Annotated in this window: 13 protein-coding genes and 1 tRNA gene; 2 read left to right on the forward strand and 12 right to left on the reverse strand. The window is 55.8% G+C overall.

Annotation, left to right across the window (positions count from 1 at the left end):
- Positions 1-19 precede the first annotated feature (19 nt).
- Positions 20-6,346, forward strand: a complete 6,327-nt coding sequence (locus EDC54_RS05445; RefSeq protein ID WP_132454056.1) for a non-ribosomal peptide synthetase — start codon at positions 20-22, stop codon at positions 6,344-6,346.
- Positions 6,343-8,445: an amino acid adenylation domain-containing protein gene (locus EDC54_RS05450; protein ID WP_132454058.1), complete on the forward strand. Its 2,103-nt coding sequence runs from the start codon at positions 6,343-6,345 to the stop codon at positions 8,443-8,445. The genes EDC54_RS05445 and EDC54_RS05450 overlap by 4 nt, the downstream gene beginning before the upstream one ends.
- 160 nt (positions 8,446-8,605) lie before the next feature.
- Here EDC54_RS05450 and EDC54_RS05455 read toward each other — a convergent pair whose 3' ends face one another.
- The 12 genes from EDC54_RS05455 to aspA all read right to left on the reverse strand — a co-directional run bounded on the left by EDC54_RS05455 (position 8,606) and on the right by aspA (position 20,623).
- Positions 8,606-9,232 (reverse strand): aspartate/glutamate racemase family protein, encoded by a 627-nt coding sequence (locus tag EDC54_RS05455; RefSeq protein ID WP_132454060.1) that lies wholly within the window; start codon positions 9,230-9,232, stop codon positions 8,606-8,608.
- Between the two features lie 12 nt (positions 9,233-9,244).
- Positions 9,245-9,937 (reverse strand): dipeptidase PepE, encoded by a 693-nt coding sequence (gene pepE, locus EDC54_RS05460; RefSeq protein ID WP_132454062.1) that lies wholly within the window; start codon positions 9,935-9,937, stop codon positions 9,245-9,247.
- Between the two features lie 9 nt (positions 9,938-9,946).
- Positions 9,947-10,630 (reverse strand): AroM family protein, encoded by a 684-nt coding sequence (locus EDC54_RS05465; RefSeq protein ID WP_230514474.1) that lies wholly within the window; start codon positions 10,628-10,630, stop codon positions 9,947-9,949.
- Positions 10,630-11,568: a DUF1177 domain-containing protein gene (locus EDC54_RS05470; protein ID WP_132454064.1), complete on the reverse strand. Its 939-nt coding sequence runs from the start codon at positions 11,566-11,568 to the stop codon at positions 10,630-10,632. Before EDC54_RS05470 ends, EDC54_RS05465 begins: the two co-directional genes overlap by 1 nt.
- A gap of 24 nt (positions 11,569-11,592) precedes the next feature.
- Complete coding sequence (locus tag EDC54_RS05475) at positions 11,593-13,134, reverse strand: OPT/YSL family transporter (protein WP_230514482.1); 1,542 nt, start codon at positions 13,132-13,134, stop codon at positions 11,593-11,595.
- Between the two features lie 109 nt (positions 13,135-13,243).
- On the reverse strand, positions 13,244-14,008 hold the full coding sequence (locus EDC54_RS05480; RefSeq protein WP_132454068.1) for an IclR family transcriptional regulator: 765 nt from the start codon (positions 14,006-14,008) through the stop codon (positions 13,244-13,246).
- A gap of 726 nt (positions 14,009-14,734) precedes the next feature.
- Positions 14,735-14,810, reverse strand: a tRNA-Phe gene (locus tag EDC54_RS05490).
- Between the two features lie 126 nt (positions 14,811-14,936).
- Complete coding sequence (locus EDC54_RS05495; RefSeq protein WP_132454070.1) at positions 14,937-15,512, reverse strand: transcriptional regulator; 576 nt, start codon at positions 15,510-15,512, stop codon at positions 14,937-14,939.
- A gap of 43 nt (positions 15,513-15,555) precedes the next feature.
- Entirely contained in the window at positions 15,556-17,307 is a 1,752-nt protein-coding gene (locus EDC54_RS05500; protein ID WP_132454072.1) for a protein-disulfide reductase DsbD, read from the reverse strand.
- Complete coding sequence (gene cutA / locus EDC54_RS05505) at positions 17,283-17,615, reverse strand: divalent cation tolerance protein CutA (protein WP_132454074.1); 333 nt, start codon at positions 17,613-17,615, stop codon at positions 17,283-17,285. Before cutA ends, EDC54_RS05500 begins: the two co-directional genes overlap by 25 nt.
- 148 nt (positions 17,616-17,763) lie before the next feature.
- Positions 17,764-19,065 carry an anaerobic C4-dicarboxylate transporter gene (locus tag EDC54_RS05510; protein WP_132454076.1) on the reverse strand — a complete coding sequence of 434 codons (1,302 nt, stop codon included), beginning with the start codon at positions 19,063-19,065 and terminating at the stop codon, positions 17,764-17,766.
- A 118-nt stretch (positions 19,066-19,183) separates the two neighbouring features.
- Positions 19,184-20,623, reverse strand: a complete 1,440-nt coding sequence (aspA, locus tag EDC54_RS05515) for an aspartate ammonia-lyase (RefSeq protein ID WP_132454078.1) — start codon at positions 20,621-20,623, stop codon at positions 19,184-19,186.
- Between the last annotated feature and the right edge of the window lie 361 nt (positions 20,624-20,984).

Below are 20,984 nucleotides of genomic sequence, written 5' to 3' on the forward strand. Positions count from 1 at the left end.
GCGAAGAGAGTGATAAGTCATGAAAGATATCGTAACGCTGTTAAAGCGGCTGGAACGCCAGGGCGTCCGTCTGGCGTTAAATGCGCAGGGACAGTTGATTTCGCAGTCCAACAAAGACGCGATCACCGCAGACATTGGGCGCACAATCAAGGAAAACAAAGATGCCATTGTGCGCTGCCTGACGGCGCAGCAGGCGTTTGAACGCCCCATTGCGCCGCAGAATGCGACGTCTGGCCCGCTGTCGTCATCGCAAAGCGGGCTGTGGTTTATCGAACAGTACGAAGAGCAATCGCACCTCTATAATATGCCGGTCTATTTTCGTCTGACCGGCACGCTGGATGTGGCGGCGCTGGAATTTGCCTTTGATGCGCTGGCGCAGCGCCATGCCAGCCTGCGTACCCGTTTTGTGGTTAACGAACAGGGCAAGGGTGAACAGCGTATCGATGCCTATCAACCCTTTGTGATACAGCATGATGATTTCTCACAATTGCCGGAAGCGGAACGGGAAGCACGCTTGCAGCAGCAGGTGAAAGCGGAAATCAGCCGTCCGTTCGATCTCACCGCGGGCGATCTCACTCGCGTGCGGCTGGTGAAGATGAGCGAGCGGGTGCATATTCTGATGATCACCCAGCACCATATTATTTCCGACGGCTGGTCGGTGAAGAATATGTTTGCGGACTTCAAACCGGCTTTTCTGGCTTGTCAGAACCGCCAGCCTTATCCCGTCGAGCCCACCCGCCTTAACTATATCGACTACGCCCACTGGTTCAATTCCGCGGCGTTTCTGGATTACCACAACGAATTCAAGCCGTTCTGGGTTGAGCGACTGGCCGGTATCCCCGAAGTGCACAGCCTGCCGCTGGATAAGCCGCGTCCGGCGCACCAGAACAGCGATGGAGAAGTGATCTTCTCCGCGATCGACAACGTACTGTGGGATAAATTTAAACGCCTGTGTCAGCGTTACAATACGTCCAGCTTTATCGGCTTGCATGCGGTATTCTCGCTGCTGCTGGCGCGCATCAGCGGCGAGAAAGACATTGTCATTGGTTCGCCGCTGGCCTACCGCGAACGGCCGGATATCGAAGATGTCGTCGGCTTCTTCGTTAACACCATCGTGCTGCGCACCCAGTTGCAGGACAGCCAACGCTTCATTGATTATCTGCAATATTGTCGTGAACAGGATCTGTCGGCCTTCGATCATCAACTCTACCGTTTTGAGGCGCTGAGCGAGGCGATTGGTTCCGATCGCACTACCGCGATCAACCCGATCTTTCAGGTGATGCTGGTGTATCAGGCAAAAGTGGATTTCAACGATCTGATCCCCGGCTGTGATGCGGTGGAAGAAACTTCGCCGGTGCTGCCCGCCAAGACGGACATTTCGGTCAAGGTGACGGAGCTGATGGGCGAGGTCCGGCTGGACTGGCTGTTTGCCACCGCGCTGTTTGAGCGCCAGACCATTCAGGATTACGCCGACCGCTTTATCCGGCTGATCGACGCCGTGGTGGAGAACCCGGAAACCGATGTCTGGCATCTGCCGCTGATGGAAGCGGATCGCTTTGCCGCCGTGCTGGCGGAGAGTAAGCAACTGCCGCGTAGCTACCCGCAGCCACAGCTAACGGTAACCGACGTGATTGAAGCGGTGGCGCAGCGCGATCCACAACAGTTGGCGATAGCCTTTGATGGCGAGCAGCGTATCGACACGCTGACGTATGCCGAGCTGAACAGGCAGGCCAATCAGTTGGCGCACTGGCTGCACCGTCAGGGGTTGGGCGAACAGTCGCTGGTTGGCGTGCTGGCGAAACGCGACCGCTGTTTTGTGATTGCGCTGCTGGCCGTCTGGAAAGCGGGCGCCGCCTATGTGCCGCTGGATCCCGACTATCCGCCAGAGCGGCTGCGGCACATTATCAGCGATGCCAATCTCGCCGCCATTCTCGGCGGCGATGGGCAGCAATTGGCGCAGTGGCCGGCCGAACAGCGTATCGATCTGACCGATCCGGCGGTTGTGGCACAGTGGCGCGATCTGCCGGGTGATGAACCCCCGCTGGTTCCGCGTCACGCGCAGCAGCTGGCGCAGGTGATCTACACCTCGGGCTCCACGGGGTTGCCGAAAGGCGTGATGATCGAACACGGTTCGCTGATCAATCTGCTGGACGATCACCGCGATCGCATCGCTTTCACGCCGCAAAGCACCATGTTCAACTGCATGTCGCTCTCCTTTGACGCCGGCAATATGACAACGTTGTTGCCGCTGAGCAGCGGCGGCACACTGGCGTTTGGCGAGCCTAACGATCGGGCGATCGGGCAGGCCGAACAGGCGGGCGCGACGCACCTGATCCTGCCGACGGCGCTGATGTCGATTCTCGATCCTGAGCAGGTTGACGGCATTCAGGCCATTGGCATGGGGGGCGAGGCCTGCCCGAACGCGGTGGTGGAAAACTGGGCCGACAAGGTCGCGCTGTACAACATGTACGGGCCGACCGAGTGTACCGTTACCGCGTTAAGCACCCGTCTGCGTAAAGGCCAGCCCGTCACTATCGGCAAACCCATTACCCATATTCAGGCGCTGATACTGGATGCCGTCGGGCAACTGTGTCCGGCAGGCGTGCCGGGCGAACTCTGTCTGGCGGGACTTGGGCTGGCGCGTGGCTACCTCAATCAGCCGCAGATGACCGCCAGCCGCTTCGAGCACATTACGCTGAATGACGTGAACCGTACCGGACACGCTCCGACGACGTTACGCATTTATCGCACGGGGGATAAAGCCAGACGGCTGAACAACGGCGACTATGAATACTGTGGTCGTATTGATGAGCAGATCAAACTGCGCGGCTACCGCATTGAACCGGGTGAGATTGAGGCTCAACTGGCGGCGGTCTGCCCGTCGCTGAAGCAGGTTAAGGTCATCGTGGCGCAGGTGGGGAACCGTCCGGCGCTGGTTGCCTATGCCACGGTGAAAGCGGGCGGCAGCCCGCCGGAGCCCGCCGCCGTGCTGATGGAGGTGGCGAAGCACCTGCCGGAATACATGGTGCCGTTCCGACTGGTTCTGCTGGAAGACATGCCGCTGACGCCGAACGGTAAGCTCGATACGAAACAACTGCCGCCGGTGCTGGAGGCAAGTGAAGGCGACGGTGAAGCCGATAATCCGCTGGAAGCAGACGTGCTGGCGATTTGGCGCAGCGTGCTGAATACGCCGCTGGGCGTTGAGGATGATTTTTTCCGCTTAGGCGGTGATTCTATTCTCAGTATTCAACTGACCACCCGCCTGCGCAGCGCGGGCTATGCCTGCACGGTGAAAGACGTATTCGAGGCGAAAAGCGTGCGGCGTTTGTGCCGCGTGCTGGCGCAGAACAACCGCGACACAGGCATGGTGGCAGAGCAGGGGACGCTGGAAGGCGAATTCGCGCTGCTGCCGATTCAGCGCTGGTTTATGGCACAGCCATTGGCACGCCCTGAGCACTGGAATCAGGCGGCGATGATCCAACTGCCGGAAGTGGATAGCGAGCGCCCTGCCTCGATGTTGCAGGCGCTGATGGCGCAACACGACGCGCTGCGTCTGGCCTGTGATGCCGAAGGGCAACGCTATCTGACGGATGTGCCTTGTCCTGCGGTATCGATACTGGATTACCGTCAGCTTGGCGACGACGGCCTGCAACAGGCGTTTACCGCGTTGCAGAGTGAATTCGATCCCGCGCAGGGAAGAACGGTGGCCTGCGCGCTGGTGCGACACCATCCACAGGCGGACACGGCGCTGTTCCTCGCCTTCCACCATCTGGTGATTGATGCTGTTTCCTGGCGCATTCTGGTTGACGATCTGGAGCGGCTGTACCGCGGTGAGCCGCTGCCGCCGAAAACGTCGAGCTATCGTCAGTGGGGCGCTGCGCTGCAACATTACGCCACACAGCATGCGGAACAGCTGACGTACTGGCAGGCGCAGGAAGACGGCGTGGATCAAACGGCGCTGCTGGCGGCGAAGGATCCACAGGGTCAGGCCAGCGCTGCGATGCTGACGCTGGATGCGGAAACCACCGGTCAACTGGTGAGCGAGGCCAATCGGGCTTTCAATACCGACGTCAGCGATTTGCTGCTGGCGGCGCTGACGCGCACGCTACACGATCTCGGCTGGGGCGACAAAGCGCGCATCATGCTGGAAGGGCACGGTCGCGAAGCGATTGATCCGACGCTGGATGTCAGCCGCACGGTCGGGTGGTTTACCAGCACCTATCCGGTGTGCCTGCAAGATCGGCCCGACTGGGCTTCACTGATTCAATCCAGCAAGGAACAACTGCGTCAGGTGCCGGATAGAGGCGTCGGGTTTAACCCGCTGCGCTACCATCACCCACAGGGCAATACGCTCACGCTGTCGCCGATTGTGTTCAACTATCTTGGCCTGTCGGTTCAGGCGGCGGGTGAGTGGCGACCGCTGGACGTCGCGCCGGGAGTCTGTGTCGCGCTGGAGAATAAACCGGCAGAGATTATCAGTCTCCACGGCGGCATTGCGCGCGGGCAGCTCACGCTGCGTCAGGTGGGATGCCTTAATCAGCGCGACAGCGAACGCCTGATGGCGCGCCTGACGGAGAATTTGCGGACGCTGACGACAGCTTGTCTGGCGCAGCTCAGTCACGGCACCGTCTTTACCCCCAGCGACTTCCCGGCGGTTACGCTGAGCCAGACGCAGCTCGACGGCCTGTCGCAGCGTTATGACATCGACACGCTGCTGCCGCTGTCATCGCTCCAGCAGTCGATGTTGTATCATCGCCTGCGCTGTCCGCAGGACGATGCCTATCATCTGCAAACGCCGATTCGCTATGCGCAGGCGCTGGACGTGGAAGGCTATCGTCAGGCATGGCAGCGTCAGATTCAGCGGTTCCCGGCGCTGCGTGCCGCGCTGGAAAGCGAACTGGCCAATGTGCAGGTGATTGTGAAGCAGGCAGACCTGCCTTTCCATTATCAGGATTTGATGCAGGATGCCGATCCACAGGCGGTCATCGAACGCTATCGCCAGCGGGATTTACGTACCGGGTTTGATTTGTCGCAGCCGCCGCTGCTGCGGGTTGCCTGTTTCCGTTTAGGCGAGCGGGACTATCGCGTGCTGCTGAGCTGTCACCACAGTGTGATTGATGGCTGGAGCGGGCCACAACTGCTGGGCGCGGTGCACCGTGATTATTTGCTGCTAATGCGCGGTGAAACACCCACGATTCAGGTCGATAGCGCCTATGTGGATTATGCGCTGCACGCCGTGGCGCAGCAGCCCGCCGTCGAGGCTTTCTGGCAACAGCGTCTGCCGCTGCTGGTGCAGACAAACGATGTGGCCGTGCTGTTTGCGGCGGCAGGCAAACGCGCCGATCTCAGCCAGCATCTGACACAGATTGAACCGCAGGTTACCAGCGTGAGCCTGAACGAACAGGATCAGGCGACGTTAACCGCTTTTGCCCGCGAAGTGGGTGTCACTCACAGCATTATTGCGCAATATGCCTGGCACCGGCTGCTAGCAAGGTCGACTGGCGATGCGGTCAGTATTGTCGGGAACGTGCTGTCGGGCAGGGAAAGCCCGGTGGACGATGTAGCGAGCAGCGTGGGTCTGTACATCAATAGCCTGCCGCTGGCGCTAAGCTGGCAGCAGTCGATGTCGCTGCAACAGCATTTGGTGCAGTTACAGAATGAGCTGATGGCGATGAATCAGCATGCCACGCAGTCGCTGATGGCGCTCACGGCCGGACGCCCTCGTCTGTTCAACAGCCTGTTTATTTATGAAAACTATCCCGGCGCGAAAGCGGAGCAGAGCCAACGCGCTGACGATCCGCATCGGCTATCTCCCGAGTTCTCCGCCGCCTATGAGAAAGTTGAGATGCCGCTGAATCTGGTGGTGAGTGAACAGGCGGGCTGCATGCTGCTGCGCTTCGAGTTTGATGCGGCGGTGCTGGATAGCGTGCAGGCGCGTCGGGTGCTGATGCGCTGGCATGACGAGGTGGTGGCGCTGATCAATAGCGTGCCACAGCAGCCAGCCGAGATTATCGGGCATGAGAAAGCGACAGAAGCGGTCGCTGTGAAAACGATGCTCAAAACCGTTTCGGCCAGCAGCACGGACACACCGGATACGCCGCTTGCCCGGTCACTGCTGTGCGTGTGGGCGCAGACGCTGGCGCGGAGCGAATCCGGCCTCTGGTCGCAGACGCTGTATGAATGTGGCGTCGATTCGCTCCAGCGTATTGCGCTGGCACAGGCATTGAGCCGTGCGTTAGCGCAGCCGGTGAGCGTGGCGCTATTGCAGCGCTATCCGTCACCACAGGCGCTGAGCGGCTATCTGGCACAGGCGAAGGCGATTGCCAATGAGGAAACGCTGTCATGACGGGAAGCCATGAAGTCATCGGGAACCGGCTGGCGGATATTCAGCAGCCCACGGCCTTCGGGCAGCGGGTAGGAGCCGCGCAGGGTGAACAGCGCCACAGCAGTGAGCTATCTCAGCAGTATCCTGCGTCGTTGGTAAGCGTGGCGTGGAGCTGGCTGCTTTACAAATACAGCGGTGAAGAGCAGGTGTGTACGGCGTTCGTTACGTCTGAACTTCCTGACAACGTAATACCTCTGATCGTGCATTTTTATCAGCGCGATCGTCTGGTCAGCGACTGGATCGCCGAGGTGGGATCGTTGTGCGACCCGCACGCTGCGCCAGAAATCCCGGCAACAGAAACGCGGCATGCGCTGTTTAGCAGCCTGCTGATCGTGGGCGCAATCGCCTCGCAGCCTGCCGTGGCGCAAAACGTGGCGCTGATCGTGCAGGTGCAGAACGATCGATTAACGCTGACGGCGCCTGACGGGCAGTTCGACAATCGGCAGCTTCAGCGTATGGCTCGCCATCTCACGCAGCTACTCGATGGGCTGCTGGCTCGGCGCTGGGTGCGGCTGGCGCAGATCCGCCTCAGTCCGCAAGTTGTGCCGCTGCCGCACCGCGAAATGACGCACGCGCTGTATGATGAATTGCTGGCGCGTCTTGCTCGGGATGAACTTCAGAACCGCGTGGCGATCCGTTTTCAAGGGCAGGTCATCGACTATCGGGAACTGCTACAGCGCGTGGCGCGGATCCAACAGCGGCTGGCGGCGCAGGGCATCACTGCCGGTCAGCGCGTGGGGCTGCACCTTAGCCGCCAGCCGGACACCGTGGCGGCGTTGCTGGCCTGCCTGTTCTCTCAGGTGGCGTTTGTACCGCTGGAGCCGGATTTTCCGGGAGAGCGGCTACAGGCGATCCAGCAGGAAGCCGCACTGGCAGCGGTTTTGCAGGACGAGCATACCCACGACACGCTCACGTTTGACTGCCCGATACTGAACCTCTGCGATTTCGTGGATGTCGCCAACGTCTCACCCGCGAGCGTAAAGCTGGCGCGTAACGGTGGAGCGGAAACCGCGGCCTACATGATGTTCACCTCCGGTTCGACGGGGAAACCGAAAGGCGTCGTGATTGGTCAGCGGGCGCTGCAAACTTTTATTCATGCCAGCGTGGAACGGCTGGCGTTAACGGCAGAAGCCAACTGGCTGCTTATCACTACGCTGGCGTTTGATATCTCCATGCTGGAAGTGTTCGCGCCGCTGTGGGTCGGCGGCGTGCTGCACCTGACCACACATGAGGAATACAAGGATCCGCAGGCGGTCGCGGTATATTTGCAAGAGAGGCCGGAAATCAACGTATTGCAGGCCACGCCCGCTTTCTGGCGCATGATGTTCAAGGCGGGTTGGCAGGGGAAATCTGATTTGGTGGCGCTGTGCGGCGGTGAGGCGCTCGATCTCAGACTGGCTCAGCGTCTGGTGAGCCATTGTCGGACGCTGTGGAACTGCTATGGCCCAACCGAAGCGACGGTCTGGTCGCAGATGGCGCAAATAGATGCTGAGGCGCTGGATAATCCACCTACGGTCGCGCTGGGGAACACGCTGGCAGGCTACCAGCATCTGGTGATCGACGACGATCGCCACCCGCTGGTGGAAGGGATGGTAGGAGAACTGTGCATTCTCGGTGAGGCGCTGAGCAGCGGTTACTGGCGGCGTGACGATCTGACGCAGGATCGTTTTATTCGTCAGGTGGAGTCCAGACAGCGCATGTATCGCACCGGCGATAAAGTGCGGCTGCTGGCGGACGATCGTTATCAGTACCTCGGTCGCTTCGACGATCAGATCAAATTACGGGGATTTCGCATCGAGTTAGGCGAGATCGAAGCGCAGCTAAAGCGAATTGAGCAGGTGCAGGATGCCGCCGTCAAGCTTCAGGGCGAAGGGGATGACGCGGTGCTGGTGGGCTACGTTGAATATAAACCCGGTTCAGAAATGACCAAACTGGCGCTGCGCAAACAGCTACATCAGTTCTTACCGGCTTATATGGTGCCGGGGCGCATTGTGGTGCTCGACAAGCTTCCCAAAACCGGCAGCGGCAAAGTCGATCGCAAACGCCTGACAGAAGCCTGACGGTAAAAAGGGCAGCGATGCTGCCCCCCGACCGTTGACGAACTCATCACCTTTATCGAACGGTGATAATGGAATGGAAGAGTAAAGCGTCCGCGCCAGCGAGAGTAGAAGAGTCGTTGCCGAATAAAGCCCGCAGAGAAGTATTGCGGGCTTTCAACGGTTACGATAATTGCGCAGCGAACAATCCAGCTGCGCTGACGGCGTCAATGGCAATTTTCCCCAGTTTTTTACGAATGACGTCTGCCAGACCAATCGTAGACAACCCCGTACAGGAAAACGCGATAACTTCCGCTCCCTCTTTGTACAATATTTCTGCACAGGCCAGTGCGCTTGCTTGACCATCTCCTGTCAGGAGATCAATCGTTTTCGTCACGCCTTGCGGCCTTGCATAACGCACATCCTCACCCAACAGCGCGCGAAATGGGGCGGGTGCCGCTGCGCCAATCCCCATAACTGCCACCGGACGTTTAAGCATTGCGGCAATACTTGCGGATGCGCTACCGGCAGCGACCACCGGGATCGTCACTGAAGAGCGTAACTGCGCCAGTCCGGGATCCGCGGCACAGCTTAGAAATAGCGCTGTACAGCCTTCAGACTGTAACGTTTTGCCGAGTGCGACAATCTTCGGTACCGCCTGCGCCTCGCTATTTGCATCGTAAATACCATTGCGCTGATCTGCGATGCAACGGCTCATGCTTGCAATACCGTACTCTTGCTGAATTAAACGGCCATGCTCTTCAACGAAATGTTGATCGTCGTGGGTCAATACCCTAATAATGCCGAGCATTTATAACCTCCGTCAGTAAAAGTGATGATCGGCGGCAAGTTCAATCGCCGGCTCATTGGCTTTGAAAAGCCATGCCGGTTTACTCCCGCCCAGGCGTGCTTTGCCATTCTGTACCGAAATCCAGTTGCCTTCCGGCAGACCGATCACTTCAAGCTGTGGCTCCAAGACTAATAGCTCACGGATCCGTTGTTCTCTCGTTTCGCCCTGATGTCCGGTTGGCAGCGCATGAGTAAAATGTGGGTTAATCTGAAGTGGCACGAGATTGAGTGCATCCAATCCTTCCGGATCAATGATTGGCATATCGTTCGTCGTCCGGATCGTCGGGCAGGCCAGATTTGCCCCTGCACTCCAGCCCACATATAACGCCCCTTTTTTGACCGCCTCACGAATGGGGTCAATCAGACCATAGTCACGGCAATGTTTGAGCAGACTGAAAGTGTTTCCTCCCCCGACCATGACAATATCCGCAGAATCAATGGCTGCCCGAGCGTCATCCATTTGATGAATGCCGGTGATCTGTAAAGAGAGCTCGGCAAGTGCCAGACGAACTTTGTCGGTGTAGGCATCCCAGCTTTGTGTCACGCCGGCAAAAGGTATAAATATAACCTTGCGGCGTGTACGGAGCTGGGCTTTCAGTACTGGCAAGGCATACTCAAGATAATTTGTACCCGGCAGTACCGAATTGCTAAGTAATAATAGATCCATTGTTTCTCCCTATAGCAAATTACTCAGCAGGTCAGCCAGTAATTTATTTGACAATATGACTGGAAGCGCCACGTGCCGGGTGCAAATTTTCTGATGCCAGTCGGTGTACCCCATACAATCGGTGATAATCACGTCAGCGCCCTGGGCCTCCAGTGATTGAGCCGCTGTTGCTATCTCTTCTTCACTGGCCGTATAAGGCGATGCGACAGCATAGACCGGAGCTTGCTTCGCCTCTTTCCACTTTTCCATTTCACTGGCAATCTGAGATTCCAGCGGTACAAGGATTCCGGCACGACGAATCCCCACCAGTGCATTCAACGTCGGAGGAAGGATCTGGTCAGGCTCGACCAGCCATGCCTTCTTGCTGCGCAGCCCGTGAAATTCCCCCGTGCATAAAATCGCGATAATTTCACAGCCCTGCGCTTCCAGCCAGTCGATCTTCTGTTGTAACGCTTCACCTACCGCCGGTTTACCCATCACGACGGCACGTCCATCCAACAGACGTGAGGTAAGCTGCGCATCACCCGGCTGGGGAGCAAAACGAGCAGAAATCGCGGCGTCGTCCAGCCCGTCCAATACACCGGCATGCAGGCATTCCACGTGCGCAGGTAATGCAGCATTAAGGATCGGTGTGATATCGCTACGCGGCGCCTGTCCGATGGTTAACGTGCCGATTTTATGAATCGCCATCATCAAACTCCCGACTGACGCTTTTGCAGGTGCGCCAGAGAGCCGTATAAATCCAACAAGCGTTGATATTCAGCTTTATCAAAGAACTGGCAGGTGCCACGGGTAAATTCTTTCGCGACCTCTACCGCATATTTACAGGCCTGAGCAATATCTATTTCATGGCTTGCACCCGTACCGCATCCTGGAACCGCGCTGACAGTGGTAATCGCCACACCAACAACCGGCGCAGTTGTGGCAATCGATGGCTGCAAGATGCTATTTATATGATAAATACCGTTACCATAAGGGGTGATGTCCTGAGTCGTTACGGGGAAAGTGATCGGCAACTGTCCGGTCGTCATTTCCATTATCCGTAGCAGATCATCTGATATCCGCAGGATATAGCCTTCTTTCACCGTTGGAGAAATAGCAAATCCTTTGTGATTGATAATACGATTGCCTTTGGTTGTATCAATAGAGAGCACCGCCTCCATTTCCGCAGAGACTTCCTGTTCATTCATATCCTCGGTTTCTACCGGTGAGTCCATAAAATCTACCGGTTCGTGTGGTCGTGTTGGCGCATCAGGACAAATATGGGTAGTAACAATGACATCGCCAGGCAGGCTGTCACCTTGACGCTGCATCTCTGCCAGCTTCAGCGCGCTGGCAATGGCCGCTATTGCACCATCGGCATCAGAAACCAGCCCGATACGCCCCGGGCGTGCGCCAATTCCCCCCAGTCGTCCGACAATGCCCAGCGTTGGCGCATTTCCCCCGTTACGTTTCCCCTGTGTTCCGGGAATAATGATTTTTACAAAATCAGTACTCCCTTTAGGGCCATGGACGGCTTTTACGCTGACGTCTATACCGGGGTAGTCGGCCAACAGCGTTTTTACTTTTTCACCACTGGCGTATGCACTGTCGAGTAACTCAAAGACCTGTAATGTTTGTTTAAAACTCATAACTATACTCCTGATATTAAGTGATTACTTTTTACTGCCCGACAGGACAGAGTTAAAGAAACTAAACAGAGCATCACCAGCGATAAGCCCTGCAGCCAGCACCTCTATTTTGTTTCGTACCGGCTCACCGCCGACGCGCATAACGATGGCCCTGATAGCGATACCGATCAGTACTGCCCAGCCCGCCAGCGGGTTGTTAATCAAAAGCCCGGTAGCCAGCAGCACGCCCATTTGACGTCCTGGCCCGCCAATGAGTTGAATAATTGCGCCGGGAATGGCCCAAATCAGCATCGATTTGGCAATATCCAGAGACACGCCCGCGTTAATAGCCGCAACGTAAACTTTGGCCACGGGCGGCACCAGCCCCTGAGAAAAGTAATCGCGAAAGATAAACAGCACGACGGGAATGGCGACCACAAAGGCCAGCATTGCGGCAATCAGTTGCTGGCGGCGACCTTCCAGTTCAAAACGGGTGTGTTGGCCCTTGCCGCGCAGAATCCAGCCAGCTTTAAGGTCGTACCCCATATCGGCAAATGCCGGACCCGTCGCAGCGGAAAAACCGCATAGCATGGCCAAAGCCTCGGGAGGAAAACCAATCAGAATGCCGATAATCAGCGTGATGAGCGCTACCGCGAAAGCAGGGAACCACCCTGAGTGCATCGCTGCAAGGCCAACGATCATTTCATGCAGGAAAGCAGCAAATGCCGCATAGAGCATAAAGGCAATGAGCCATGGCAAAGACAGATGAGTATACAGGCCGCTGCTTAGTGCAATCAGAACCGAGATAACGACAAATCCGATCGCCCCCAGGCGGATTGTTTTACCGATTTGCTCGTTTTGATGTTTCTCTAGCGTTTCATCCTCATTGTGATGTGGCTTTTTGCTGGTATTGCTTTGCCTGATGAGTTTGACTATTTGAAACAGGGCGACCAGACCTGCCCCCACCATTACGCCGTGTGGAATGTAAAGCTTGTTGATATCAATACCAAACATCGGCTCTGAATAACCACGCAACAGAAAGCCAACGCCAAGCATACTCAGGGCCCAGATATTGCCGATAAAGGCCGTACCAAGCGCCGCCATCGGAAATTTAAACCACGAACCGATGGCGCCTATCACAATCCCGGTACCCAGCAGCGCAGCATGCTTACCCCCCTGATCGCCTGCTTTGATAGATTCCGCTGCTGCAATCCCCGGCGGCCATGCCCCTTCAGCCGGAAAAACTCGCGTGTTAAACAAACGATACAGCAGCCAGGCATCCAGTAACATTGCCAGCGCCACACCAAAAAACATTGGCATTACCATCTCCTGATGACCAAAAAGCCAGGGGATCGAGATGGGAAGGAGCAGTGAATTCGCCGCACCAAATGTAGCGGCTGATGTGGCACTTTGAGCAAGATTTTGAATATGTATTGAGCGAAAGCGAGCGAAACACTGGAGTGGAACACGGGCGATAATCATCGCCACCATCGCGCCAATAATCGCCGTGTTTGGTGTAACGCCAAGAGTGGTTAATAACTGGACACCAATAACGGCGCCGAAGATGCTGAGCAACAACAGTAAAATTAATGTTGATGGTGCAAAAGCACGGGGATGTCTCTCACGGCTATCCGCTTGTGTTTCTGAATGGACGGTCTGACTCACGGTGTTCTCCTGATATTGGCATAAGGAAAAATCAAAGCGAACCGGTCATCAGCGTATCGCCGGTTTTAACGGCGATTCTGATGGCTGTTTCTTTTAGTAATGTCGCGATCCGTTGCAACTCTTCAGGTGTGGCAAGGTGTTGGGGGAAAGAGAGGCAAAACGCTACTGCTTCATTGGTGGTCGGATCGCCTACCGCGCAACTGACGGACGCCGTATCGGCGACTGATTCATTAATGGCGGTTGCGTAACCGGCATCACGGGCACGGGAAACGGCGGCGACCAGCATCGTGACATCCTGGTTAGAACCGCTGAGCTGTGAAACGACGATTGGGCTGGCAAAAAAGTCATGGAGTTGTGTATTCGAAAAGCGGGCCAGCAATGCTCGTCCGGTAGACGTTCCCCATGCCGGGGAACGGGATCCTGGCCAGGTCACCACTGAAGGTGACTGCCGGCCATGGATTACCCGTAGAACCAGAATTTCCTGGTGATCAAGTATTGAGATATAGCCGGTGTAGCCAGTTCGCTCGCAGAGCCCGCGTAGCGCAATATCCACGTGATCGCTCAAGGTTATCTGACGGCTAATCAAATGAGAGACCGACATGATCAACGGGCCTGGCAGAAAAGTTCCCTGTACGGGATCCTTTTCCAGATATCCGTAGGACTCAAGCTGACTCATTATCCGAGAGGCGGTACTTTTGGGCATCTTCAGATGAGTGATCACATCGTTGATACGCATGCCGCCCTGAAGTTCTACCATTAGCTTCATTATTTGGGCGGTAGTTTTTAATATGGACATTATGCAGGTCTCAAAATATGGGACTATGGTTTCATTAAGTGGGAATGCAAGAGTGATGCCAGTTTGTGGTATTTTGATTTTTATGAGGTTTTTGGAAGTAATGCGTTGAGTTGCTCTATGGTGACGCACCTTTATAGTGCATAGATGGATATCGTGCACATTTAGAGGGCATGAAGGTTGTGGAATAATTTTAAGTCAGTATGACTGACTGTATGACAGGCGCTGACCTTGTAGGATCTTTACTGGTTAACATTGTTGCCAAATCTGTTTTTCAGGTCTGTGTTTGGATGAATGCTGGCTCTGTTGCCTGGAACAGAACATATCGCGTCAGAAATTGCTGGATGGGCTCCGCCAGTTTGAACCGGGGACGTTAATCGTGATGGAGGCCTGTTCAACCTCTCATCACTGGGGCCGACCCCTCAGTGCTATGGGATTCAGCGTAAAGCTTATCCCCGCCCTGCACGTAAAAGCCGTTGTCAGAAGCCAGAAGAACGATGCAAACGATGCTCTGACAAACAGCATGTCGCCCGGGCATCCATTTTGTTCCGCTCAAAACCACTGAGCAGCAGGATATCAAAGCGCTGCGCAATACCCGTCAACTTATGGTTGAGCAGAGAGCAGCGCTGGCAGTAGATTTTAACGGACAGTAGTAGACAAACAGAAGGGGATAACTTGTTGACTTTATAAAGCAAAACGGACGTCAGTAGACGTCCGTTTCTAAATAAGTGGTGCCCGGACTCGGAATCGAACCAAGGACACGAGGATTTTCAATCCTCTGCTCTACCGACTGAGCTATCCGGGCAACGGGGCGCATTAAACCGTAAAGGCCTGTCGGCGTCAACGAGTTTATCAGCGAAAGCGTACAAAACGCGGTTGACTGCCGACTTTTCAGCCAAAATGCGGGCTTTACCGCATTTTGTACCTGAAATCAGGTGAGTGCGCCGTTTTTACGGCACAGCGCAAAGCGTAATACATCCTCTGCTAGCCGCTGGGCGGTAGCGATGCTGGCGGACTGATGCTTGACCAGCAGGTTACTCAGGCAGCCTTCCAGAATCAGCTCCATCTGCTGCGCCACCATCTCGGGATCGTCGGTTTCCAGCTCTTCCAGTAAATCGCGGGTGTAGCGGTAAGACGCCAGTTTCTGCTGTTCCGCAATCTGGTGGATAGGGTGGTTGATATCAGGGAAGAAGCTGCACGCCGCAATGAACAAGCAGCCCGGATAGCGCTGTTTGTTCACCGACTCATGCAACACCTGATAGCGTGCCAGCAGTTTTTGTTCGATGGTTTTCTCGTCGTCTAATAGCAGTTGACGCCGCCAGGTGTCGACCTGCTGGCTGTGGTGACGCAGGCAGTCATACAGGAGCGCTTCCCGATCCGGCCAGAATGGGGCGAGATCCTCTACGGAAACGCCCAGCTTTTCTGCCAGCATATCCAGCGTCGTCATGGCGAATCCGTGCTGCTCCAGTAGCGTGAGCGCGTGTTCAAGAACGTCTTCCCGTTGCATTTAGTCTCCTCCAGAAGCGCAGAATCGAATAGAAAGTGTTAGTTTATGGGCTCACTTTCTGCAAATGCGCCTGAAATTGTTCAGCGTTCATAAAGCCGGTGATGCGCGAGCCCGGTATCTCTTTCCCCTGAGCATCAAAAAATATGATGGTCGGTAGCCCTAAGACCTGTAGCTTTTTCAGCAGCGCATTATGTTCTTCGCGGTTAGCGGTGACATCCGCCTGTAATAGCGAGATGCGCGACAGATGGCTTTGCACCGCTGGGTCGCTGAAGGTGTATTTCTCAAACTCTTTACAGGCCACGCACCAGTCAGCGTAAAGGTCGAGCATAACAGGCTGATGGCTGTTTGCCAGCGCGCTGTTGAGGTCGGCCATATTGGCGACAGGGGCGAAGTTCAGTACCGATGTGTGGGATTGGGCCTCGCCAGTCGGAGAGAATACCCAGTCTTGCATCGGCCTGGCGCAGATCACCATGCCTGCCAGTAGCAGCAACTGCACGCCACGCATCCAGCCTTTGTTGCTGCGTAGCGTCAGCATGAGTGCCCAACCGAAGAAAGCGATACCCAGCGCGCTCCACAGGCGCATTCCCCAGATCTCGCCCAAAATGCGTTCGAGCAGGAAAACGGGCAGAGCCAAGATAATGAAGCCAAACGCTTCCTTCACGTATTGCATCCACGGGCCGCTGCGCGGCAGCAGTTTGTTGCCGAACAGCGTGACCAGAATGAGGGGTAAACCCATGCCCAGCGCGTAGAGATAAAGCGTGCCGCCGCCTGCCAGCGTGTTGCCGCTCTGGGCGATGTAAAGCAGGATGGCGCTGAGCGGCGCGGTGGTACAGGGGGAGCAAATCAGCCCGGCGAGTGCGCCCATGCAGAACACGCCGGTGACGGCCCCCCCCTGCTGGCGATTACTCCACGCCGTCAGCCGGGTTTGTATCGATGACGGGAGCTGGAGCGTATAAACGCCAAACATGGACAGCGCCAGTGCGACAAACAGCACCGACAGGCCAATCAGAATATAAGGATGTTGGAGCGCTGCCTGAAAACGCAATCCCGCGGCGGCGACAATCAGCCCGAGCAGCGTGTAGGTTAAGGCCATACCCTGAACGTAGGTCAGCGATAGCAGCAGCGTTCGGCGCGGCGTCAGCTGTTCTTTTCTGCCCAGCACCAGACTGGCGATCAGCGGGTACATCGGTAGAACGCAGGGCGTAAAGGCGACGCCGATACCAATCAGCAGCGCCCACCACGGCGAGAACGGCATGGGTGTGGTCTGCGGCGGAGCCGTCTGGTCTGATGGTGTTGCCTTGCCTGATAGCGTATTGATCGCTGCATCCGCGTCTGCGGCAGCAGGCACCTGACTGAGAGGAACGGTGCGCGTTTCCGGAGGATAGCAGAAACCTGCATCGGCGCAGCCTTGATACGTCACTTTGACGGTCGCACCGTTTTCATCCTGTTCAATGGGGACCGTTAGCGCCAGCCGACCCCGTAGGATAAAGACCTGACCGAAGAACTCGTCGTTATGGCTTTCGCCCTGCGGCAATACCACGTTACCCAGCGTGGCGCCGTTCCCTTCGATCTTAATTTGTGCACGGTAGAGATAGTAATCGGGATGGATATCCCAGCGCAGATTAAGCTGGTTTCCCCGTTGCTGAAACTCAAAGGCAAAAGCGCCATCGACAGGCAGAAACCGTGACGTCGTACTGTTGCCAAACAGTTTCTGACCAAAAGAAGAGGCGGTCGCACTGGGTGCGCCGAAAGCCGTCCATAACAGGAAAATCAGCGTAAAGATGCGTTGAGCCATGTCAGGTAATCGCTATCGCCCCCGGATACCGGCAGAACCAACAGTTCCGGCGTATCGTAAGGGTGTTGTTGTTTCAGGTGAGTCAGCAGCGCTTGCTGATGTGATGTCTCGCTTTTTATCAGCATTTGTACTTCTGATTGTTGTTCGAGCTTGCCTTCCCAGTAATAGAGCGAACGTGCGCCGGGCAGCAGGGTGACGCAGGCGGCAAGCCGCGCTTCCAGCAGCGAGTTGGCGAGCCGTTGCGCACAGGCGTCGTCAGGTGCGGTACACAGTATGACGACGGCATCGCAAAACCGGTGGTCAGACATCATATCCTCCGCGTCAGATGAACAAAATCCCGGACAATCAGAGCGACACTATACCCTGCTTTATTGTTTGAAGGGAATGAACCGCGCGAGGGAATGAGGCGGATCGACGAGTAACGCCGATCCGCGCGGGCTGTCCGAAAGGCAAGCGTTAGATCAGGATGCTGCCGAGGATAAAGCCGAATATCACCGACAGCGTAATCGCCAGTACGCCGGGGATCAGAAAGGAGTGGTTAAACACAAACTTGCCGATGCGCGTTGAACCGGTGTCGTCCATTTCCACCGCCGCCAGCAGCGTGGGGTAGGTCGGCAGAACGAATAAGGCAGAAACGGCGGCAAAAGATGCCACTGCCGTGACCGGCGACACGCCCAGCAGCAGCGCGGCGGGCATCAGCGCTTTCGCCGTCGCCGCCTGCGAGTAAAGCAGCGTTGCGGCGAAAAACAGCACCACGGCCAGCATCCACGGGTAGCTTTGCAGCAGCGCGCCAGCGGTGTCCTGAATATCGGAAATATGCGCTTTAACAAAGGTATCGCCCAGCCAGGCAACGCCCATGACGCAGATACAGGCGCTCATGCCGGATTTAAATGTGCTGGCAGAGAGGATGCGCGCGGTGTCGATTTTGCAGGTAAGGCAAATCAGCGTGGCGATCGTCAGCATGAAGACCACAATCGCTTCATTGCGCGGCAGAACCGGGTTCTGAATCAGCCCGACGGTGCCGCTGATTGCCGTGGCATACAGAACCACGGCAACGATCCCGATGAGAAACAACACCACGGAAAGTTTGGCGCCGGGTTTTATTTCATGCTGGCTGTTACCGCGCAGCGTGGTTTCGCCTTTTTTCAGACGCTCCTGATAAATCGGATCGTCTTTCAGCTCTTTACCCAGGAAGTTGGTCACGATCGCCGTCAACAGGATGGCCGATAGCGTCGTGGGAATACAAATGCCTAACAGCAGCAGATAGCTGACGCCGTGTGGTTCAAGAATACCGGCGACGAACACCACCGCCGCCGAGATAGGGGACGCGGTGATAGCGATTTGCGATGCGACAACGGCGATGGAGAGCGGGCGGGAAGGGCGAATCCCCTGTTCTTTGGCGACTTCGGCAATCACGGGGAGGGTAGAGAACGCCGTGTGTCCGGTTCCCGCCAGTATGGTCATGAAGTAAGTGACCAGCGGCGCGAGAAACGTGACGTATTTCGGGTGTTTACGTAGCAGTTTCTCCGCCAGACTGACCAGATAATCCATGCCGCCCGCCACCTGCATCGCGGCGATGGCGGCGATAACGGCCATGATAATTTCAATCACGTCAAAAGGGATCATGCCGGGCTTTATCTGAAACCCCAACGTGAGAACAAGCACCCCCAGACCCCCGGCGAAACCAATACCGATGCCCCCCAGTCGTGCTCCCAAGTAGATGGCGAGCAAAACAATGAGTAACTCAAAACCAAGCATGACTATGCTCCTTCATTTAATTGATATGCTTAACTTATTTTTTTACGGCCGCAGACGGCAAAGATACAGGCACGCCATTCTTCGTGAACGAACGTGCCTGTTGGAATGAGAATCGATATTAAGGAAGCTCGCTTTCATCGGTGTAGCGTTTGGCTTTATAGGCTGGGTGCATCAGGTTTTGGATGGAAAAAATGTCATCCAGTTCGGCCTCCGTCAGCAGGCCGCGTTCCAGCACGACTTCACGCACGCTTTTTCCTGTTTCTGCGCAGATCCTGCCGACGATATCGCCGTTATGGTGGCCGATGAACGGATTCAGGTAAGTGACAATCCCGATGGAGTTGAAGACATAGGCTTCACACACATCCTTGTTGGCGGTGATGCCGTTAACGCATTTCTCCAGCAGGTTGTAGCAGGCGTTGGTCAGAATGTGGATCGATTCAAACATCGCCTGACCGATGACCGGCTCCATGACGTTTAACTGCAACTGCCCGGCTTCCGATGCCATGGTGACGCAGGTGTCGTTACCGATGACCTTGAAGCACACCTGATTGACGACTTCCGGTACGACAGGGTTAACCTTGGCCGGCATGATCGAGGAACCGGCCTGCAACTCCGGCAGGTTAATTTCATTCAGGCCCGCACGGGGGCCGGAAGAGAGCAGGCGCAGGTCGTTACAGATTTTCGACAGCTTCACCGCCAGACGTTTCAGTGAACCGTGTACCATCACATAGGCGCCGCAGTCTGATGTCGCCTCAATCAAATCTTCCGCCGGCACACAAGGCAGGCCGCTGACGTCCGCCAGATACTGCACCGCCAGTTGCTGGTAACCGTCCGGCGTATTCAGACGTGTTCCTATCGCCGTGGCGCCCAGATTGACTTCAAGTAGCAGTTCCGATGTGCGCAGCAGGTTTTTCGTTTCTTCCTGTAACAGTACGTTAAAGGCATAAAATTCCTGACCGAGTGTCATCGGTACGGCATCCTGCAACTGAGTCCGTCCCATTTTTATAATGTTTGCAAACTCATGCGATTTACGCTCAAACCCCTCACTCAGTTTTGAGATGGCATCCGTCAACTTCAGTATGGCGGCGTAGACGGCGAGACGGAATCCGGTTGGGTAGGCATCATTGGTGGACTGACATTTATTCAGGTGGTCGTTCGGGTTGAGATACTGATATTCGCCTTTCCGGTGGCCCATCAGTTCCAGGCCGATATTGGCTAACACTTCGTTGGTATTCATATTGACGGATGTCCCCGCGCCGCCCTGGTAGACATCTATCGGGAACTGCCCCATGCATTTACCGTTATTCAGCACCTCGTCGCAGGCGTGGATGATGGTCTCGGCGATGTTTTTCGGGATGGTTTTCAAATCTTTGTTGGCCAACGCCGCCGCTTTTTTTACCATGACCATGCCGCGAACAAGTTCGGGTATGTCACTGATTTTATTGCTGCTAATATAAAAGTTTTCGATGGCGCGCAGCGTGTGAATGCCATAGTAAGCGTCAGCGGGAACTTCTCGGGTGCCTAGCAGGTCTTCTTCAATACGAATGTTTTCAGACATGTGCTTTTTATCCTGTTGCGTGACCAGGCATGATGATCTGATGTTAGGGACGTGATCTGGCTCTGGATAAATCATTTTATCCTGGTCGTAGTTTTGAGATGTTTGACTGGCTCCGTTGTCCATGACCGAGAGGATATGTCGTTATGGCCGTGAAAAATAGGTGTTTAGATCACTATACTGACTTTCTTCCTGACGGCGATAAATGAACTGTGATAGTTGTCACGCGTTACTATTTGGCACAATAAATGTGTCGCAACGGCTTGAAAATGCGCAAACGCGCATCCATTTTCTGAAGAATCATCATGTGAAGGATCGCCAGACAGAACGTGTGTTTGTTACCTCATTGGAGGTAGGGTTCATC

It is taken from the genome of Samsonia erythrinae, assembly GCF_004342665.1.
In the GTDB taxonomy this organism is placed as follows: domain Bacteria; phylum Pseudomonadota; class Gammaproteobacteria; order Enterobacterales; family Enterobacteriaceae; genus Samsonia; species Samsonia erythrinae.

Excerpts from the sequence above, each read along its gene's own strand:
- EDC54_RS05445 (WP_132454056.1), top strand. The coding sequence starts at position 20 with ATGAAAGATATCGTAACGCTGTTAAAGCGGCTGGAACGCCAGGGCGTC.
- EDC54_RS05450 (WP_132454058.1), top strand. The coding sequence starts at position 6,343 with ATGACGGGAAGCCATGAAGTCATCGGGAACCGGCTGGCGGATATTCAG.
- EDC54_RS05500 (WP_132454072.1), bottom strand. The coding sequence starts at position 17,307 with ATGGCTCAACGCATCTTTACGCTGATTTTCCTGTTATGGACGGCTTTC.
- EDC54_RS05455 (WP_132454060.1), bottom strand. The coding sequence starts at position 9,232 with ATGCTCGGCATTATTAGGGTATTGACCCACGACGATCAACATTTCGTT.
- EDC54_RS05495 (WP_132454070.1), bottom strand. The coding sequence starts at position 15,512 with ATGCAACGGGAAGACGTTCTTGAACACGCGCTCACGCTACTGGAGCAG.
- EDC54_RS05465 (WP_230514474.1), bottom strand. The coding sequence starts at position 10,630 with ATGATGGCGATTCATAAAATCGGCACGTTAACCATCGGACAGGCGCCG.
- aspA (WP_132454078.1), bottom strand. The coding sequence starts at position 20,623 with ATGTCTGAAAACATTCGTATTGAAGAAGACCTGCTAGGCACCCGAGAA.
- cutA (WP_132454074.1), bottom strand. The coding sequence starts at position 17,615 with ATGTCTGACCACCGGTTTTGCGATGCCGTCGTCATACTGTGTACCGCA.
- EDC54_RS05510 (WP_132454076.1), bottom strand. The coding sequence starts at position 19,065 with ATGCTTGGTTTTGAGTTACTCATTGTTTTGCTCGCCATCTACTTGGGA.
- EDC54_RS05470 (WP_132454064.1), bottom strand. The coding sequence starts at position 11,568 with ATGAGTTTTAAACAAACATTACAGGTCTTTGAGTTACTCGACAGTGCA.
- EDC54_RS05480 (WP_132454068.1), bottom strand. The coding sequence starts at position 14,008 with ATGTCCATATTAAAAACTACCGCCCAAATAATGAAGCTAATGGTAGAA.
- pepE (WP_132454062.1), bottom strand. The coding sequence starts at position 9,937 with ATGGATCTATTATTACTTAGCAATTCGGTACTGCCGGGTACAAATTAT.